The organism is Pseudoduganella sp. GW821-FHT05F09 (assembly GCF_059419605.1).
The window spans coordinates 1-15072 of sequence record NZ_JBWKSD010000013.1 but is presented as its reverse complement, the minus strand read 5'-3'; the positions used below and the strand labels follow the sequence as shown (position 1 = coordinate 15072).

Below are 15072 nucleotides of genomic sequence, written 5' to 3'. Positions count from 1 at the left end.
TCCCGGGAGCTGGAAATACCGCTTGCCAAACCGTGGCTGTTTCGATAATGTAGATATCCCTTTAACCAGAGCCACAGATGAAAGGAGTTAATCATGATTGCATCACAAGAGACGACTACTTCGATGGGCCTGGATACCCGCGTGCGCAAGCCAGTCAGCTAAGCGTTACCGCCAGTGCCCATTTCCAAAGGACTACACATGGAAATCAAGAATGGGCAAATTCATTCGCAATGTGTCCGACCGCGCATCTGTCGTGGCGTCGGACGACCTGTGGCTGGAAGGCGCTGCGCTGCAGCAGCTCCAGACCACGTCCCTGCTGGCCGGCATGCGCCGGGTGGTGGGCTTACCTGACCTGCATCCCGGCCGCGGCTATCCGGTCGGCGCTGCCTTCTTTTCGGCCGGCCGTTTTTATCCCGCGCTGTGCGGTGGCGATATCGGCTGCGGCGTGAGCCTGTGGCAAACCGGCCTGCTTGCGGGCAAAGTGAAACTCGATAAGCTCGACAAACAGATCGGCAACCTGGATGCGCCGCCGGACGACGCCGAGCTGGCGCGGCTGGCGGAATTGCAGTGCGCGCTCGATGCGGACCGGGACGGAGCTGTCCCCTTGGCAGTTGGACTTGAAGGCGCGCTGGCATCGCTGGAGCGCGAACTGGCGGCGGCAGGCCTGGACGCGGGCAGCATGCATGCGCTAGGCACCATCGGCCTGGGCAACCACTTCGTGGAGCTGCAATCGGTGTCCGCCGTCTTGCGGCAGGAGCTGTTTGACGGCGCCGGGCTGCAGGCAAAGCGCTTGCAGCTGATGGTGCACAGCGGCTCGCGCGGGCTGGGCCAGATCGTGCTGCGCCGTCACGTGGACCTGCACGGCCACGCCGGCCTCGAAGACGGCACCCCGGCGGCGCGGGTTTACCTGCGGCAGCACGATGCCGCGCTCTCCTACGCGCATTTGAACCGGCGCCTGATCGCCCTGCGCATGCTGCTGCGCCTGCGCAGCGAAGGCGCGATGGTGCTGGACGCGGACCACAATCTGGTGACGCCCGCCGTCATCGACGGCGAGGCGGGCTGGCTGCACCGCAAGGGCGCCAATCCGTCCGACCGGGGCATGGTGATGCTGCCCGGCTCGCGCGGCGACTACAGCTATCTGCTGCAGCCGCTGGCCGCGCCGGACAGCGCGAGCCTGCAATCGCTGGCCCACGGCGCCGGGCGCAAATGGATACGCGGCGACTGCAAGGAGCGGCTGCAGCGCAAGGCCACACCCGCGCAGCTTGCGCGCACAGCGTTTGGCGGCCGCGTGATCTGCGAGGACAAGGCGCTGATTTACGAGGAAGCGCCCCAGGCATACAAGGATGTCGGCAGTGTGCTCGACAGCATGCAGGGCGCCGGCCTGGTGGCAGCGGTGGCGCGTTTCCAGCCGCTGCTGACCTACAAAACACGCGGGGAGTGCTGCTGATGATACTGCTGCAATTAACCGCCAACACGGGACCTGCGGAGTGCTGCCTGGCGGTGCGGCATGCGCTGGCGGCGCTGATGCGCGAAGGCGCGAAGGCGGGCGTAAAGGTCGAAGTGCTGGAGGAGGAGCCGGGCGCGGTGCCCGGCACATACAGTTCGCTGCTGCTCGGCCTTGCCAGCAAGGAGGAGAACAGGATGGCGCTCGGACTGGCGCAGAACTGGTGCGGCACCCTGGTGTGGATTTGCGACAGCCCTTACCGGCCGGGGCACAAGCGCAAGAACTGGTTCATCGGCGGCGCTTTGCACGCGGCGCCGGAGCCGTTGCCGGACAGCGAAATCCGCTTTGAAGCGATGCGCGCGTCCGGCCCCGGCGGACAGCACGTGAACAAGACCAGCAGCGCTGTCAGGGCGACGCACATTGCCAGCGGACTGTCGGTAAAAGTGCAGGCGCAGCGCAGCCAGCTGGCCAACAAGCGGCTGGCGGCCGTGCTCCTGGCAGGCAAGCTGGCGGAGGCGCAGGCTGGACGGAGCAAGGCGGCGCAAGCTGCGCTGCGCGCGCAGCACACCCAGGTCGAGCGCGGCAGCGCGCGCCGCACTTTTGTCGGCAAGAGTTTTATCGAGGCGGGGTAGCGCAGGCGCGCGGCCTGCCTAGCCGATGAAGGAGTCGAACTGCAGGTCGAACTCCTGCAGCGCCTTTTGCGCGTTCTGCATCTTCTTGCGGAACTCCGGGCCGCGCTGCAGGGCCAGGCCTACGGCCAGCACGTCGATCACCACCAGGTAGGCCAGGCGCGCCGAGATCGGCGTGTAGGGATCGATGTTGAAGATCAGGTCGATCGGGATCAGCACGTTGGCCAGTTCGGCCAGCGGCGTGCCGGACGGGGCCAGCACGATCACGTCCGCGCCGCCGCGCCGGGCCAGCTTCACCGAGCGCACCAGCGCAGGGCTGTTGCCGCGCTGCGAAATGGCCACCACCGCGTCGCCGGTGCGCAGCAGGGCGGCGGCGATGCTGTGGATGGACGGGTCGGCGTAGGCCACGGTGGGCACGCCGGAGCGGAAGAACTTGTGCTGCGCATCCGCCGCCACGATGCCGGAGGTGCCCTGGCCGTAGAACTCGATCTTGTTGGCGCGCTTGAGAATGTCGAGCGCCTGCTGGATCGCTTCCGGCTTGAGGTTGTTGCGCAGGTCGAGCAGGGTGTTGATGGAGCGGCTGCAGATCTTGTTGACCAGGTCCGCCGCCAGGTCGTCCTGCGCCGGCTGTTCGTTCAGGCCGGGCAGGGCCAGGGCCAGGCCCTGCGCCAGCTTCAGCTTGAACTCGTGCCAGCCGTCGTAGCCCAGGGTGCGGCAAAAGCGCACCACGGTGGGTTCGGACACCTGCGCGGCGCGCGCCAGCGCCGTGATGTTCTGGTCGACGATCAGGTTGGGATGGTCCAGCACCGCCAGCGCGACTTTGCGCTCGGACTTCGAGAGCGAATCGAGCTGGGTGCGGATGGAATCGAGGAGCACGTGCTTAGCCTTCGCTTAGTCTTCAGGCAGGGCTTCTTCGCGCCATTGCAGGCCGTCGCGGCCTATCAGTGCGCTGGCGGCGGCTGGACCCCAGGTGCCGGAGGCGTAAGGCGTCGGTGCGCTTTCATCCTGCTCCCAGTGGTTCAGGATAGGCTCCACCCATTCCCACGCCGCTTCCAGTTCGTCGCCGCGCATGAACAGGGTCAGCTGGCCGCGCAGCACGTCGAGCAGCAGGCGCTCATAGGCGTCCATGCGCGGCGATTTGAAGGTTTCGCGGAAGTCCAGTTCCAGCTCGGCCGGCTTGAGGCGCATGCCTTCGCCCGGCGTTTTCGCCATCAGGTTCATGCGCAGGCCTTCGTCCGGCTGCAGGCGGATCACCAGGCAGTTCGGCTGGAAGCTGTTGGTCGGCTGGTTGAAGATGGAGTGCGGAATCTGCTTGAAGCGTACCACGATCTCGGCCAGCGAATCGGCCATGCGCTTGCCGGTGCGCAGGTAGAAGGGCACGCCGGCCCAGCGCCAAGTGTCGATTTCCGCCTTCATGGCGACGAAGGTCTCGGTGCGCGATTTCTGCGGCGCGTCCGGCTCGTCGCGGTAGCCCGGCACGGCCTGGCCGTCCACGTGGCCGGCGCGGTACTGGCCGCGCACGATGTTCTGCGCCAGCGTGGCGGGGGTGAATTTTTTCAGCGAGCGCAGTACCTGCAGCTTCTCGTCGCGCACCGCGTCCGGCGCGATGGAAGTGGGCGGCTCCATGGCCACGATGCACAGCAGCTGCAGCAGGTGGTTCTGCAGCATGTCGCGCAGCGCGCCCGAGGTGTCGTAGTAGCCGATGCGGTTGCCCACGCCCAGCTTCTCGGCGATGGTGATCTGCACGTCCGAAATCCATTCGCGGCGCCACAGCGGCTCGAACAGGATGTTACCGAAGCGCAGGGCCAGCAGATTCTGCACGGTCTCCTTGCCCAGGTAGTGGTCAATACGGTAGATCTGCGATTCTTCGAACACCTGGCCCACTTCGGCGTTGATCTGCTTGGCCGAGGCCAGGTCGCGGCCCAGCGGCTTTTCCAGCACCACGCGCGAGTTCTTGGTGGCCAGGCCGTTCTCTTTCAGGTTGTCGCAGATTTTCGCGAACAGGTGCGGCGGCGTGGCCAGGTAGTAGACGCGGGTCAGGGCCGGATCGACGCGCAGCGCCTCGACCAGCGCGCCGTAGGTGGACGAGTCGGTGGCGTTCAGCGACACGTACACGATGCGGGCGGTGAAGCGCGCCCACGCTTCCGGCGTGACGGCCGGCGACTTGATCAGCGGCTTGGACGTGGTGTTGACCACGTTGATAAACTCCTCCTGAGTGGACTCCTGGCGGCCGACGCAGATAATGCGCGCGGTGGGCGGCAGGTCGCCGCAAACGTCGCGCGAGTACATCGCGGGCAGGAGTTTACGCATCGACAGGTCGCCGCTGCCGCCAAACAGAACCAGATCAAAATCGGTAAGAGCCATAATCGTATTGTCGCAGGTGGTGTGGGGGACTATAGTATCAGCAGCCTGGCCGCGCTCGCGCGGTGGCCGCTAGTCTGTGGTGCTGCAAATGTAAATTTACTACTCATTTGTGGCGATTGCAAGAAATTTTACTACATTTTCGGTATTTTCAGCGGCCTCTGCCGCCGTCCGTGCCCGTTCCCCGTACCAGGCTCAGGGCCGATAGACGGGGGCGGGCAGGCCTGGCACCGGGACGCGCACTTGCAGCACGCGGCCGCTGAGCGGCATGGCGGCCAGCTCCTCGGAAGGGCGCTTGCTGGCGGTGGTGATGTAAAGCGTTTTCAGGTCCGCACCGCCAAAGGCGACCATGGTGGGACAACGCACCGGCAGCACGATTTCGTCGAGCTGCTCGCCCGAGGGCGACAGCTTGGCGATGCGCCCGCCTTCAAACATCGCCACCCAGTAATTGCCTTCGCTGTCCACGGCCGCGCCGTCCGGGCGGCCGCCGTAGTTGCTGGTCTTGTCGGCCGAGAACTGGTGCAGCACTTGCGGATTGGACGGCGTGCCGCTGGCCAGGTCGAAGTCGTAGCGCGTGACGCGGTGGGCGGCGGTGTCGGCGTGGTACATGGCGCTGCCGTCCGGGCTGAAACCGAGGCCGTTGGAGTTGGTCATGCCGCCCGACCAGGCCAGGCGCACCTGGCCGCGCTCCAGCACGTACATCTCGGCGGCCTGCTTGTCGCGCGGCTCGTAGATGGTGCCGACCCAGAAGCGGCCCGCCGCGTCCACCTTGCCGTCGTTGAAGCGGGTGGTGGCCGTGTCGTAGGGCGCGGGCGCGATGGCGTGCAGGGTGCCGTCTTCCGGATCGAAGCGCATGAAGCCGGCGCGGGTGGCGACCGCCAGGCCGCCGCCGGCGCTAATTGCCAGCGCGGACGGCTCGCTCGCCATCGGCCACTTGCGGTGCTCGCCGGTGGCGGGCTTCAGGCTGTGGATGGCGAAGCCTTCGATGTCCACCCAGTACAGCGTCTGTTCGCCGTGGTGCCACAACGGGCTTTCGCCCACCAGCATGGTCTCGGCGCTGAATGCTTCCACGTGGTAGCTCATCCCGCTCACCGCAGGTTCTGCGCGGCTTTCGCCAGCGCGATCAGGCCATTGGTGGAGCTGTCGTGGCGCGCGGGCTGCGCTTCGCCGGTGAGCTCGGACTGGATGTTCTTGGCCAGCACCTTGCCCAGTTCCACGCCCCACTGGTCGAAACTGTTCACGTCCCACAGCACGCCCTGCACAAAGGTCTTGTGCTCGTACAGCGCAATCAGCGCGCCCAGCGCGGCGGGGCTCAGCACGTCCACCAGGATGGTGTTGGACGGACGGTTGCCGGGGAAGGTCTTGTGCGGCGCCAGCTCGTCGATCTGCGCGGCGGGCAGGCCTTGCGCTTTCAGTTCGGCGCGCACTTCGTCCTCGGTCTTGCCGGTCATGAAGGCTTCCGACTGGGCGAAGCAGTTGGCCAGCAGCGCGTCGTGGTGGCCGGGGTGGTCGTGCGTGGGGCGCAGCGCGGCGATGAAGTCCATCGGCACGATGTCGCTGCCCTGGTGCAGCAGCTGGAAGTAGGCATGCTGCGCGTTGGTGCCGCACTCGCCCCAGACCACGGGGCAGGTCGGCGTATCGACCGCCGAGCCGTTGCGCGTGACGCGCTTGCCGTTGCTCTCCATGTCGAGCTGCTGCAGGTAGGCAGGGAAGCGGTTCAGGTCCTGGTGGTAGGGCGCGATGGACAGCGAGGCGCAGCCCAGGAACTGGCGGTTCCAGAAGCCGATCAGGGCCAGCAGCACCGGCAGGTTCTGCTCCAGCGGCGCGGTGCGGAAGTGTTCGTCCAGCTCGTGCGCGCCGGCCAGGAAATCGCTGAAGTAGCCGAAGCCGACCGCCAGCGCCACCGGCAGGCCGATGGCCGACCATACCGAATAGCGTCCGCCCACCCAGTCCCAGAAGGGGAACATATTGTCGGCGTCGATGCCGAAGGCGGTGACGGCCTGCGTGTTGGTGGACACGGCCACGAAGTGCTTGGTCAGCGCCGCTTCCGTGCCGTGCTGCAGGAACCAGCTGCGCGCGGTCTGCGCGTTGAGCATGGTCTCGGCGGTGGTGAAGGTCTTGGAGGCAACGATGAACAGCGTGCTGTCCGGATTGACCTGGGCCAGCACGGCGTCCAGGTCGTGGCCGTCCACGTTCGACACGAAGTGCATCTTCAGGCGCGGATGGGCGTAGGAACGCAGCGCCAGGCAGGCCATTTTCGGACCCAGGTCCGAGCCGCCGATACCGATGTTGACGATGTCGGTGATGGCTTTGCCGTTGTGGCCCAGCCAGGAACCGTTGCGCACCTTGTCGGTGAACACGCGGACCCGGTCCAGCACCGCATGCACGTCGGCCGCCACGTCCTGGCCGGCCACATTCAGCTCCTTGCCGCGCGGCATACGCAGCGCCGTATGCAGCACGGCGCGGCCTTCGGTAGTATTGATTTTTTCGCCGGCGAACATGGCGTCGCGGCGCTGTACCAGGCCGCGCGTGCGCGCCAGGTTGGCCAGCAGGGCGATGGTGTCGGCCGTCAGGCGGTTTTTCGAATAGTCGAGATACAGGCCGGCGGCGTCCAGCGACATGGCGGCAAAGCGCTGCGGCTCGGCGGCGAACAGCTGGCGCAGGGTCTGGTCCTGGATGTCGATGTAGTGGGCGGCGAGGGCCTGGTAGGCGGCGGTCGTGGTGAGGGCGGGCTGGCGCATAATGATTGGCTCGGGTCGGCTCTGGGTTGCAGGGATATTGTTCATAATACAGTAAAAAGAGGTAAATTCACTACAAAATGTCTAGCGAACGGCTCTTGCGCTGGCGCTGCTGCCTGATGACGGGGCTGGTTTTCGTACCGTTTTGCTAAATCAGACGGCGCATTCCGCAATTTTTGTAGTAAAATTTCACGCAATTACTTCATAAGGAACGATCATGGCGGTGCATCCTGTACTTGAAACCGTAACTGCGCGGATAATCCAGCGCTCCCGGCCATCGCGCGGCGCCTATCTGGCGCACTTGGAGGCGGCCCGCGTCAAGGGGCCGCAGCGCGGCGTGCTGGCCTGTACCAATCTGGCGCACGGATTCGCCGCCTTCCCGGCCAACGACAAGCTGGCGCTGAAAGAGCTGAAGAAGCCCAGCGTGGCGATTGTGTCGGCCTACAACGACATGCTGTCGGCGCACCAGCCCTTCGAAGGCTTCCCGGCCATCATCAAGGACGCCGTGCGCAAGGTCGGCGCGGTGGCGCAGTTCGCCGGCGGCGTGCCCGCCATGTGCGACGGCGTGACCCAGGGCCAGCCTGGCATGGAGCTGTCGCTGTTCTCGCGCGACGCCATCGCCATGGCGGCCGGCATCGCGCTGTCCCATAATATGTTCGACTCCGCCGTCTACCTGGGCGTGTGCGACAAGATCGTGCCGGGCCTGCTGATCGGCGCGCTGCACTTCGGCCATCTGCCTGCGGTGTTCGTGCCGGCCGGCCCGATGACCACCGGCCTGTCCAACAAGGAAAAGGCGTCCATCCGCCAGCGCTACGCGCAAGGCAAAGCCACCCGCGACGAGCTGCTGGAAGGCGAATCGCAGTCCTACCACGGCGCCGGCACCTGCACCTTCTACGGCACCGCCAACAGCAACCAGATGCTGATGGAAGTGATGGGCCTGCACCTGCCGGGCGCCGCCTTCATCACGCCGGGCACGCCGCTGCGCGACGCGCTCACCGCCGCCGCCGCCCAGCGCGCGGCGCAGATTACCGAGCAGGGCGAGTACCTGCCGGTGGGCCGCATCGTTGATGAAAAATGCATCGTCAACGCCGTGGTCGGCCTGCTGGCCACCGGCGGCTCCACCAACCACACGCTGCACCTGGTGGCCATCGCCAAGGCGGCCGGCATCGTGATCGACTGGAACGACTTCGACGAGCTGTCCAACGTGGTGCCGCTGCTGACCCGCATCTACCCGAATGGCGACGCCGACGTGAACCACTTCCACGCCGCCGGCGGCACCGGCTTCGTGATCCGCGAACTGCTGGACGCGGGCCTGCTGCACGACGACGTGACCACCATCCTGGGCAAAGGCCTGCGCGCGCACTGCACCGAGCCTTTCCTGAATGAGAGTAAGGGTGACGGTCAACCCGGCGTGGTCTGGAAAGACGCCGTGGCCGAATCGGGCGACGAGAAAGTGCTGCGCAAGCATACCAATCCATTCTCGCCGGACGGCGGCATGGTGCTGGTGCAGGGTAACCTGGGCCGCGCCGTGATGAAGGTGTCGGCAGTGAAGGAAGAGCACCGCACGGTGGAAGCGCCGGCGCTGGTGTTCAACTCGCAGGAAGAATTCATGGCCGCCTACAAGGCCGGCAAGCTGGACCGCGACTTCGTGGCGGTGCTGCGCTTCCAGGGTCCGCGCGCCAACGGCATGCCGGAACTGCACGCGCTGACCCCGGCGCTGGCCAATCTGCAGGACGCCGGCCGCAAGGTGGCGCTGGTGACGGACGGCCGCATGTCCGGCGCTTCCGGCAAGGTGCCGGCGGCCATCCACGTGTCGCCCGAGATCCTGGCGGGCGGTCCGCTCGGCCTGGTGCGCGACGGCGACATCATCCGCGTGGACGCCTTCACCGGCGCGCTGGAAGCGCTGGTGCCGAGCGACGTGTGGCATGCGCGTTCGCTGGCCACGGCCGACCTCACGCCGAACGGCGTCGGCATGGGCCGCGAGCTGTTCGCCATGTTCCGCAACAGCGTGTGCGAAGCAGAGAAGGGCGCCACCACGTTCCCGCTGCCGTCGCCGATCCCGACCACGGTCGGCCTGCATGACGCCGACCCGGTGGGCAACACCGTGCCCGGCTCCGATGAAGACTACTCGATGAAGAAGGACTGACCATGACCCTGCTGGACATTATGCGCACCTCCGCCGTGATCCCCGTGATTGCGATCGACGATCCTGACCACGCCGTGCCGCTGGCCAAGGCGCTGGTGGCGGGCGGCATCCGCGTGCTGGAAGTGACCTTGCGCACCAGGCACGGCCTGGGCGCGATCAAGGCCATGTCGGCGGTGGAAGGCGCCATCGTCGGCGTCGGCACCTTGACGCAGCCGGAAGAATTCGCCGCAGCGCGCGACGCGGGCGCGGTGTTCGGCGTGTCGCCGGGCCTGACGCCGGCGCTGATCGCCGCCGCCAAGAGCAGCGGCCTGCCGCTGCTGCCGGGCGTGATGACGCCGTCCGAAGTGATGGCCGCGCGCGAGCAGGGCTTCCAGCAGCTCAAGCTGTTCCCGGCCGTGCCGGCGGGCGGCGTGGGCATGCTGAACGCGCTGGCCGGTCCGCTGGGCGACATCACCTTCTGCCCGACCGGCGGCATCTCGATCGACACCGCGCCGCAGTTCCTGAAGCTGAAGAACGTGGCTTGCGTGGGCGGCTCCTGGCTGACCCCGAAAGACCTGATGCAGGCCGGCGACTGGGAAGGCATCACCGCCCTGGCCAAAGCGGCCAGCGCGCTGCGCTGATTTAGCGGCGGCGTACCCCCGCCGTCAGGCCTGGTGCGCCGCCACGCGGTTGCGGCCCGCGCGTTTGGCGGCGTAGAGTGCGCGGTCGGCTGCGCCGATCAGGGCCGGGACGTCGAACGGCTGCTCGGGACTGTGCGTGGCAACGCCCACGCTGACCGTCACCTGCCCGTTGCCTTCGGCCGCGTAGCGGTGCTCAAGGTCCAGCGCCAGCACGCGCTGGCGCAAGCTCTCCGCCATTTTCATGGCCTGCTCGGCGTCCGTGTCCGGCAGGATGATGGCGAATTCTTCGCCGCCGTAGCGCGCCAGCAGGTCGGTGGAGCGGTGCAGCATGGCCGTCAGCGCGGCAGAGACCTGGATCAGGCACTGGTCGCCATGTTGGTGGCCGTAGTGGTCGTTGTAGGCCTTGAAGCAGTCGATGTCTATCATCAGCAGCGACAGCTTGCCGCCGTTGCGCTTGGCGCGCCGCTGTTCCTTGTCGATGGCGACGTCGAAATGGCGGCGGTTGGCCACGCCGGTCAGGCCGTCCGAGAAGGTCTGCGAGCGCAGCACCATGGCCTGCTCGCGCAGCACCTTCTCGCGGTTGGCGGCGATGCTCACGTCGGTGATCTGTATCAGGCAGTGGCGCTCCCCCGCGCCCGCCGCCACCGTCACCGGCGTGACGGCGATGGCCTGCTGCAGGCGCTCGCCGCGCGCCGCCGCCGAGCGGTTGGCGTGCAGCGGGAAGGGCGACTTGTTCAGCGTTTGCGACAGCAGCGAGGGGAAGTTGCTCACCAGCGCCTGCTGGATCGCCATGCCGATGCGCTGGCTGCGCATCTCCGGGAACAGCGTATAGAAATCGCGGCACAGCACGTCGCTGGCCGGCATGGCGGAGTACTGTTCCATCCAGCGGTTCCACAGGACGATGCGGCCCTGCGCGTCCAGCACGATGGCGCCCAGGTGGACTGCGCCCAGCACGCTCTCCAGCAGGCCGAGACGGTTTGCTTCCAGTTCCATGGTCAATTGCGGCCCATCACGCGGCTCAGATAAAGATTAATCTGCTCCTTCAGGTCGCGCAGCGCCGACACGTCCAGGATAAAGGCCACGTAGCCGTGGATCTGGTGCATCTCGAGAATAAAGTCGATGTGCAGCATCATCACCACCGAGTCGGCGGCGCTGCCGGACGCGCTCAGGATGTCCTCGCTGGTGCCCACGTGATACACCGGCAGCGAGCCTTGCAGCTCCTGCTCGAAGATGTTGGCCAGCGTGCCGACGCAGGAGTTGAGGATGATGTTGCCGATCTCGCTCATGGCCTCCTGTTCCATCTCGGTCAGCTCGGACAGCGGCACCAGCTCGCCCACCATCAGGCGCACGATCTCCAGGCTTTTATCCTCGGGGAACATGAGGATGGCTTCGGTCTCGAACGCGCCATCGTAGTGCTGGCTCACGCCGCAGATGCGCTGCGCCTGCTCGCCGCGGTGGCCCAGCAGGCTGGCGGCATCGGCGCGGTTCAGGAAACTGATCGACGGCACCGACATGGTCACCGCCTCGTTGACGATGCCGCTCATGGCGGCGGCGGCCTGGCCCACGCCGATGTTGAAAATTTCCACCAGCGCGTCGTGTTCCAGTTCGGACAGGGTGAAGGACATCAGGCCTCCAGCGGCGCGATCAGCTGGGCCACGCGCGCCTCCGTGATGGGCTTTTCCATGAAGGCCACGCCGATTTCGGCGGCCCGGTTGCGGGTGGCGGTCTGCACGTTGGCCGTCAGCAGCGAGATATGGGTGTGCGGCAGGCGCGCGCGCAGCTGCTCGGCGGCGGCCATGCCGCCCATGCCGGGCATGTTCACGTCGATCAGGATCAGGTCGGGCGTGTAGCCTTCGATTTTCTGCAGCGCTTCTTCGCCGGAGGCCGCTTCTTCCACGAGCCAGCCGGCGTGCATGCTGAGGATGTATTGGCGCGCCATCAGGCGCGAGACGCGGCTGTCGTCGACGACCAGTATCTGTTTGACGGACTCCATGCGCTTTCCTGGCGGGCTATGTCGGGGTCTTATTCTCGCATAAACACGCGGGGGCGCGGTTGCGATCCGCTAAAATAGCGGCAATTCGATTTCCCGCATTCCTACTCTTAATTTTTTATCATGACCCAAGACGAACTGAAACAAGCCGTAGCCCGCGCCGCCATCGCCCACGTGGAAGGCGACATCATCGGCGTCGGCACCGGCTCCACCGCCAACTTCTTCATCGACGAACTGGCCAAGATCAAGCACCAGATCAAGGGCACCGTGGCGTCCTCGGAAGCCACTGCGGCGCGCCTGGCCGCGCACGGCATCCCGGTGCTGGACCTGAACGACGTGCCGGAGATCGCGGTCTACATCGACGGCGCCGACGAGATCACCGAGCAGGGCGCCATGATCAAGGGCGGCGGCGCGGCACTGACGCGCGAGAAGATCGTCGCCTCCGTGTCGAAAAAATTCGTCTGCATCGCCGACGGCTCCAAGCTGGTGGACGTGATGGGCAAGTTCCCGCTGCCGGTGGAAGTGCTGCCGATGGCGCGCAACGCCGTGGCGCGCCAGCTGGCCGCGCTGGGCGGCCAGCCCAAGCTGCGCCTGAAGGCCGGCACCGACGTAGCCTTCGTCACCGACAACGGCGGCAACATCCTGGACGTGGCCGGCCTGGCCATCACCGATCCGAAGGGCCTGGAAGCGCAGATCAACCAGATCGTCGGCGTGATCGCCGTGGGCCTGTTTGCCGCGCGCGGCGCCGACGTCTGCCTGCTGGGCACCGCCGACGGCGTGCGCACGCTGACCTACTAATCCCTGCCCAGGACGTCTATGAAACGCTTGCTGTTGCTGTCTGTCGTGGTATTGAGTGCCTGTTCGCATGTGCCGTTCAAGCAGGACCGGGAACAGGAAGCCGAGGCGGCCCGGCGCGCGGCCACGGTGCGCAAGCCGGTGGAGTCCGAGCTGGCCAGCGACGGCAGCAAGCGCGTGGCGGTGGACGGGGTGGAGATCGAAAAAGTGGCCTTCCGCGCCGGCGCCTCGTCGGCCACGGTGGAGCGCATGGCGCGCAAGGCCGGCTGCGACGGCAACGGCGGCCCCGGCGCCGGGCTGCTGTCCGGGCCGGGCCCGGTCGAGGTCTACCGCATGATGTGCAGCAACGGCACGGCCTACCTGGCCAAGTGTGAACTGCGGCAGTGCAAGCCTTTGCAGCGCTGAGAAATACCCAAACGCAAAAAGGGGTCAGGGTTAATTAAATGTTGCTCATTTAATTAACCCTGACCCCTTTTTGGTGGGCGGAAATTTTAGTCTGCCGGGGGGACGTAGCCGGCTGCCGCGTCGGCGCCGTCGCCGAAGAAGTGCTTTTCCATCTGCGTGGCCAGGTATTTGCGCGCGCGCAGGTCGGCCAGGTTCAGGCGGTTCTCGTTGACCAGCATGGTCTGGTGCTTGAGCCAGGCGCCCCAGGCTTCTTTCGAGACGGACAGGTAGATCTTCTTGCCCAGCTCACCCGGGTAGGGCGGGAAATCCAGGCCTTCGGCTTCCTTGTTCAGTTTGATGCAATGGACGGTGCGGGCCATCTTTGGTGCTCCTAATGCGGTGTGGTGAAAGCGTGATTATAAGGTTTTAATCAGAACCTGGGATTTGCGCTGCCAGTTATACATGCGCTGGCGGTCCTTCGGCAGCGCGTCCACCGTGGCCGGCACGAAGCCGCGCTTGATGAACCAGTGCGCGGTGCGGGTGGTGAGCACGAACAGCTTGGACAGCCCCAGCGCGCGGGCGCGGTTTTCCATATGCTTGAGGATGCGCTCGCCGTCGCCCTGCGCTTGCACGTCGGGGTTGACGGTCAGGCATGCCATTTCGGCCATCTTTTGTTCCGGGAACGGGTACAGCGCGGCGCAGCCGAAGATCACGCCGTCGTGCTCGATGACCGAGAACAGGTCGATTTCGCGTTCGATCAGCTCGCGGCCGCGCTTGACCAGCGTGCCGTCCGCTTCCAACGGTTCGATCAGCTTGATGATGCCGCCCACGTCTTCAATCGTGGCCTGGCGCAGCGATTCCAGGTTCTCGTGCGAGATCATGGTGCCCACGCCATCGTGGGTGAACAGCTCCAGCAGGGCCGAGCCGTCCATGGCGAAGGGCACGATGTGGGAGCGCTCCACGCCGTTGTTGCAGGCCTTGACGCAGTGCTTCAAGTAAAATGCGGTGGCGTCGGGCAGGAAGCCGGCCATCAGCACCGCTTCGGCCTGGTGCGAGGACAGCTCGCGGATCTCGGCGCCGGCGGCGTCGGTCATCATGTCGGTTTCGGTGATGAAGATCAGCTTGTCGGCGTGCAGGGCGATGGCGGCGCTGCAGGCCACGTCTTCCATGGTCAGGTTGAAGGTCTCGCCGGTGGGCGAGAAGCCCAGCGGCGACAGCAGCACCAGGCCGTCCGAACCCAAAATGGAGTGGATGGTCTCGGCGTCCACCTTGCGCGTGATGCCGGTCAGTTCCAGGTCCACGCCGTCGATCACGCCGAGCGGACGGGCGGTGATGAAGTTGCCGGAGATGATGCGGATGGCGGCATTGGACATGGGGGTGTTGGGCAAACCCTGGCTGAACGCGGCCTCGATGTCCAGGCGCAGCTCGCCAGCCGCCTCCTTGGCGCATTCCATGGCGGCGGTGTCGGTAATGCGCACGCCGTTGTGGAAGCGGCCTTCCACGTTGCGCAGCGCGAGCTGTTCGGCCACCTGCGGGCGCGAGCCGTAGACCACGGTCACGTTGATGTCGAGCGCCTGCAGCAGCGACAAATCATGGGCCAGCACCGGCAGGGCGCCAGCCGATACGAGTTCGCCGGGAAAGGCGACCACGAAGGTCTTGCCGCGGAAAGCGTGGACGTAGGGTGCGACGGAGCGCAGCCATTGGACGAATTGGGTAGGGTTTTCCATTTGCCGCATTATAATTCGGTGCGCGGTTTTCGCGCCAAATACTAGTAAAAAACATGTCAGAAGCCAGCAAGAAGCCACCAGTTTCCACTCCGCAGCAGCCATCCACCGCTCCCGCCGCCTCCGCCACCGCCCCCAGGGGGGATGCGCCCGCTGTGACGCGCGCGCCACAAGGGGGGCAACGCGGCGCCCAGCGCGGCGGCCAGCAGGGCCAGGCCGGCCGCGCCGCACGCGCGCCGGG

The 15072-nt window shown here is 66.1% G+C and carries 16 protein-coding genes; 7 read left to right on the top strand and 9 right to left on the bottom strand.

The window, feature by feature from the left end; translation table 11 throughout:
* The first annotated feature begins 211 nt into the window (after positions 1-211).
* Positions 212-1447: an RNA ligase RtcB family protein gene (locus AC07S4_RS28960; RefSeq protein WP_494989890.1), complete on the top strand. Its 1236-nt coding sequence runs from the start codon at positions 212-214 to the stop codon at positions 1445-1447.
* Complete coding sequence (prfH, locus tag AC07S4_RS28955; RefSeq protein WP_494989889.1) at positions 1447-2076, top strand: peptide chain release factor H; 630 nt, start codon at positions 1447-1449, stop codon at positions 2074-2076. Before AC07S4_RS28960 ends, prfH begins: the two co-directional genes overlap by 1 nt.
* A gap of 18 nt (positions 2077-2094) precedes the next feature.
* On the opposite strand, the gene AC07S4_RS28950 is transcribed toward prfH, so the two are convergent.
* From AC07S4_RS28950 to pgi, 4 genes are all read right to left on the bottom strand, one after another.
* Positions 2095-2949 carry an SIS domain-containing protein gene (locus AC07S4_RS28950; protein WP_494989888.1) on the bottom strand — a complete coding sequence of 285 codons (855 nt, stop codon included), beginning with the start codon at positions 2947-2949 and terminating at the stop codon, positions 2095-2097.
* A 15-nt stretch (positions 2950-2964) separates the two neighbouring features.
* Positions 2965-4437, bottom strand: coding sequence for a glucose-6-phosphate dehydrogenase (gene zwf / locus AC07S4_RS28945; protein ID WP_161073621.1), 1473 nt, complete (start codon positions 4435-4437; stop codon positions 2965-2967).
* 192 nt (positions 4438-4629) lie between these two features.
* Positions 4630-5517: an SMP-30/gluconolactonase/LRE family protein gene (locus AC07S4_RS28940; protein WP_494989887.1), complete on the bottom strand. Its 888-nt coding sequence runs from the start codon at positions 5515-5517 to the stop codon at positions 4630-4632.
* Between the two features lie 5 nt (positions 5518-5522).
* Positions 5523-7175 carry a glucose-6-phosphate isomerase gene (gene pgi / locus AC07S4_RS28935; RefSeq protein WP_494989886.1) on the bottom strand — a complete coding sequence of 551 codons (1653 nt, stop codon included), beginning with the start codon at positions 7173-7175 and terminating at the stop codon, positions 5523-5525.
* 214 nt (positions 7176-7389) lie between these two features.
* Here pgi and edd point away from each other — a divergent pair, with 214 nt between their 5' ends.
* Together edd and eda are read left to right on the top strand one after the other, a co-directional pair.
* The gene (gene edd, locus AC07S4_RS28930) at positions 7390-9318 is read left to right on the top strand and encodes a phosphogluconate dehydratase (RefSeq protein ID WP_494989885.1); all 1929 of its coding nucleotides are present in this window, start codon (positions 7390-7392) and stop codon (positions 9316-9318) included.
* 2 nt (positions 9319-9320) lie between these two features.
* A complete protein-coding gene (gene eda / locus AC07S4_RS28925; protein WP_494989884.1) occupies positions 9321-9938 on the top strand; it encodes a bifunctional 4-hydroxy-2-oxoglutarate aldolase/2-dehydro-3-deoxy-phosphogluconate aldolase in 618 nt (205 codons plus the stop codon).
* A gap of 24 nt (positions 9939-9962) precedes the next feature.
* On the opposite strand, the gene AC07S4_RS28920 is transcribed toward eda, so the two are convergent.
* The 3 genes from AC07S4_RS28920 to AC07S4_RS28910 are packed head-to-tail and all read right to left on the bottom strand — an operon-like array spanning position 9963 to position 11931.
* Positions 9963-10931 (bottom strand): GGDEF domain-containing protein, encoded by a 969-nt coding sequence (locus AC07S4_RS28920; protein WP_494989883.1) that lies wholly within the window; start codon positions 10929-10931, stop codon positions 9963-9965.
* 2 nt (positions 10932-10933) lie between these two features.
* On the bottom strand, positions 10934-11563 hold the full coding sequence (locus tag AC07S4_RS28915) for a chemotaxis protein CheC (RefSeq protein WP_494989882.1): 630 nt from the start codon (positions 11561-11563) through the stop codon (positions 10934-10936).
* Positions 11563-11931 carry a response regulator gene (locus AC07S4_RS28910; RefSeq protein WP_494989881.1) on the bottom strand — a complete coding sequence of 123 codons (369 nt, stop codon included), beginning with the start codon at positions 11929-11931 and terminating at the stop codon, positions 11563-11565. Before AC07S4_RS28910 ends, AC07S4_RS28915 begins: the two co-directional genes overlap by 1 nt.
* 120 nt (positions 11932-12051) lie before the next feature.
* Between AC07S4_RS28910 and rpiA the strand changes: the two genes are divergently transcribed.
* Both rpiA and AC07S4_RS28900 read left to right on the top strand, forming a co-directional pair.
* Positions 12052-12726 carry a ribose-5-phosphate isomerase RpiA gene (rpiA, locus tag AC07S4_RS28905; protein ID WP_494989880.1) on the top strand — a complete coding sequence of 225 codons (675 nt, stop codon included), beginning with the start codon at positions 12052-12054 and terminating at the stop codon, positions 12724-12726.
* An 18-nt stretch (positions 12727-12744) separates the two neighbouring features.
* Positions 12745-13128 (top strand): hypothetical protein, encoded by a 384-nt coding sequence (locus AC07S4_RS28900; protein ID WP_494989879.1) that lies wholly within the window; start codon positions 12745-12747, stop codon positions 13126-13128.
* An 86-nt stretch (positions 13129-13214) separates the two neighbouring features.
* Here the strand turns inward: AC07S4_RS28900 and AC07S4_RS28895 are convergent, their stop codons facing one another.
* Positions 13215-13487, bottom strand: a complete 273-nt coding sequence (locus AC07S4_RS28895) for an oxidative damage protection protein (RefSeq protein WP_494989878.1) — start codon at positions 13485-13487, stop codon at positions 13215-13217.
* Positions 13488-13523: 36 nt separating this feature from the next.
* Positions 13524-14834, bottom strand: coding sequence for an amino-acid N-acetyltransferase (argA, locus tag AC07S4_RS28890; RefSeq protein ID WP_161073609.1), 1311 nt, complete (start codon positions 14832-14834; stop codon positions 13524-13526).
* A gap of 53 nt (positions 14835-14887) precedes the next feature.
* Between argA and AC07S4_RS28885 the strand changes: the two genes are divergently transcribed.
* Positions 14888-15072 (top strand): hypothetical protein (locus tag AC07S4_RS28885; RefSeq protein ID WP_494989877.1); only part of this gene is annotated, 185 nt, incomplete at its 3' end.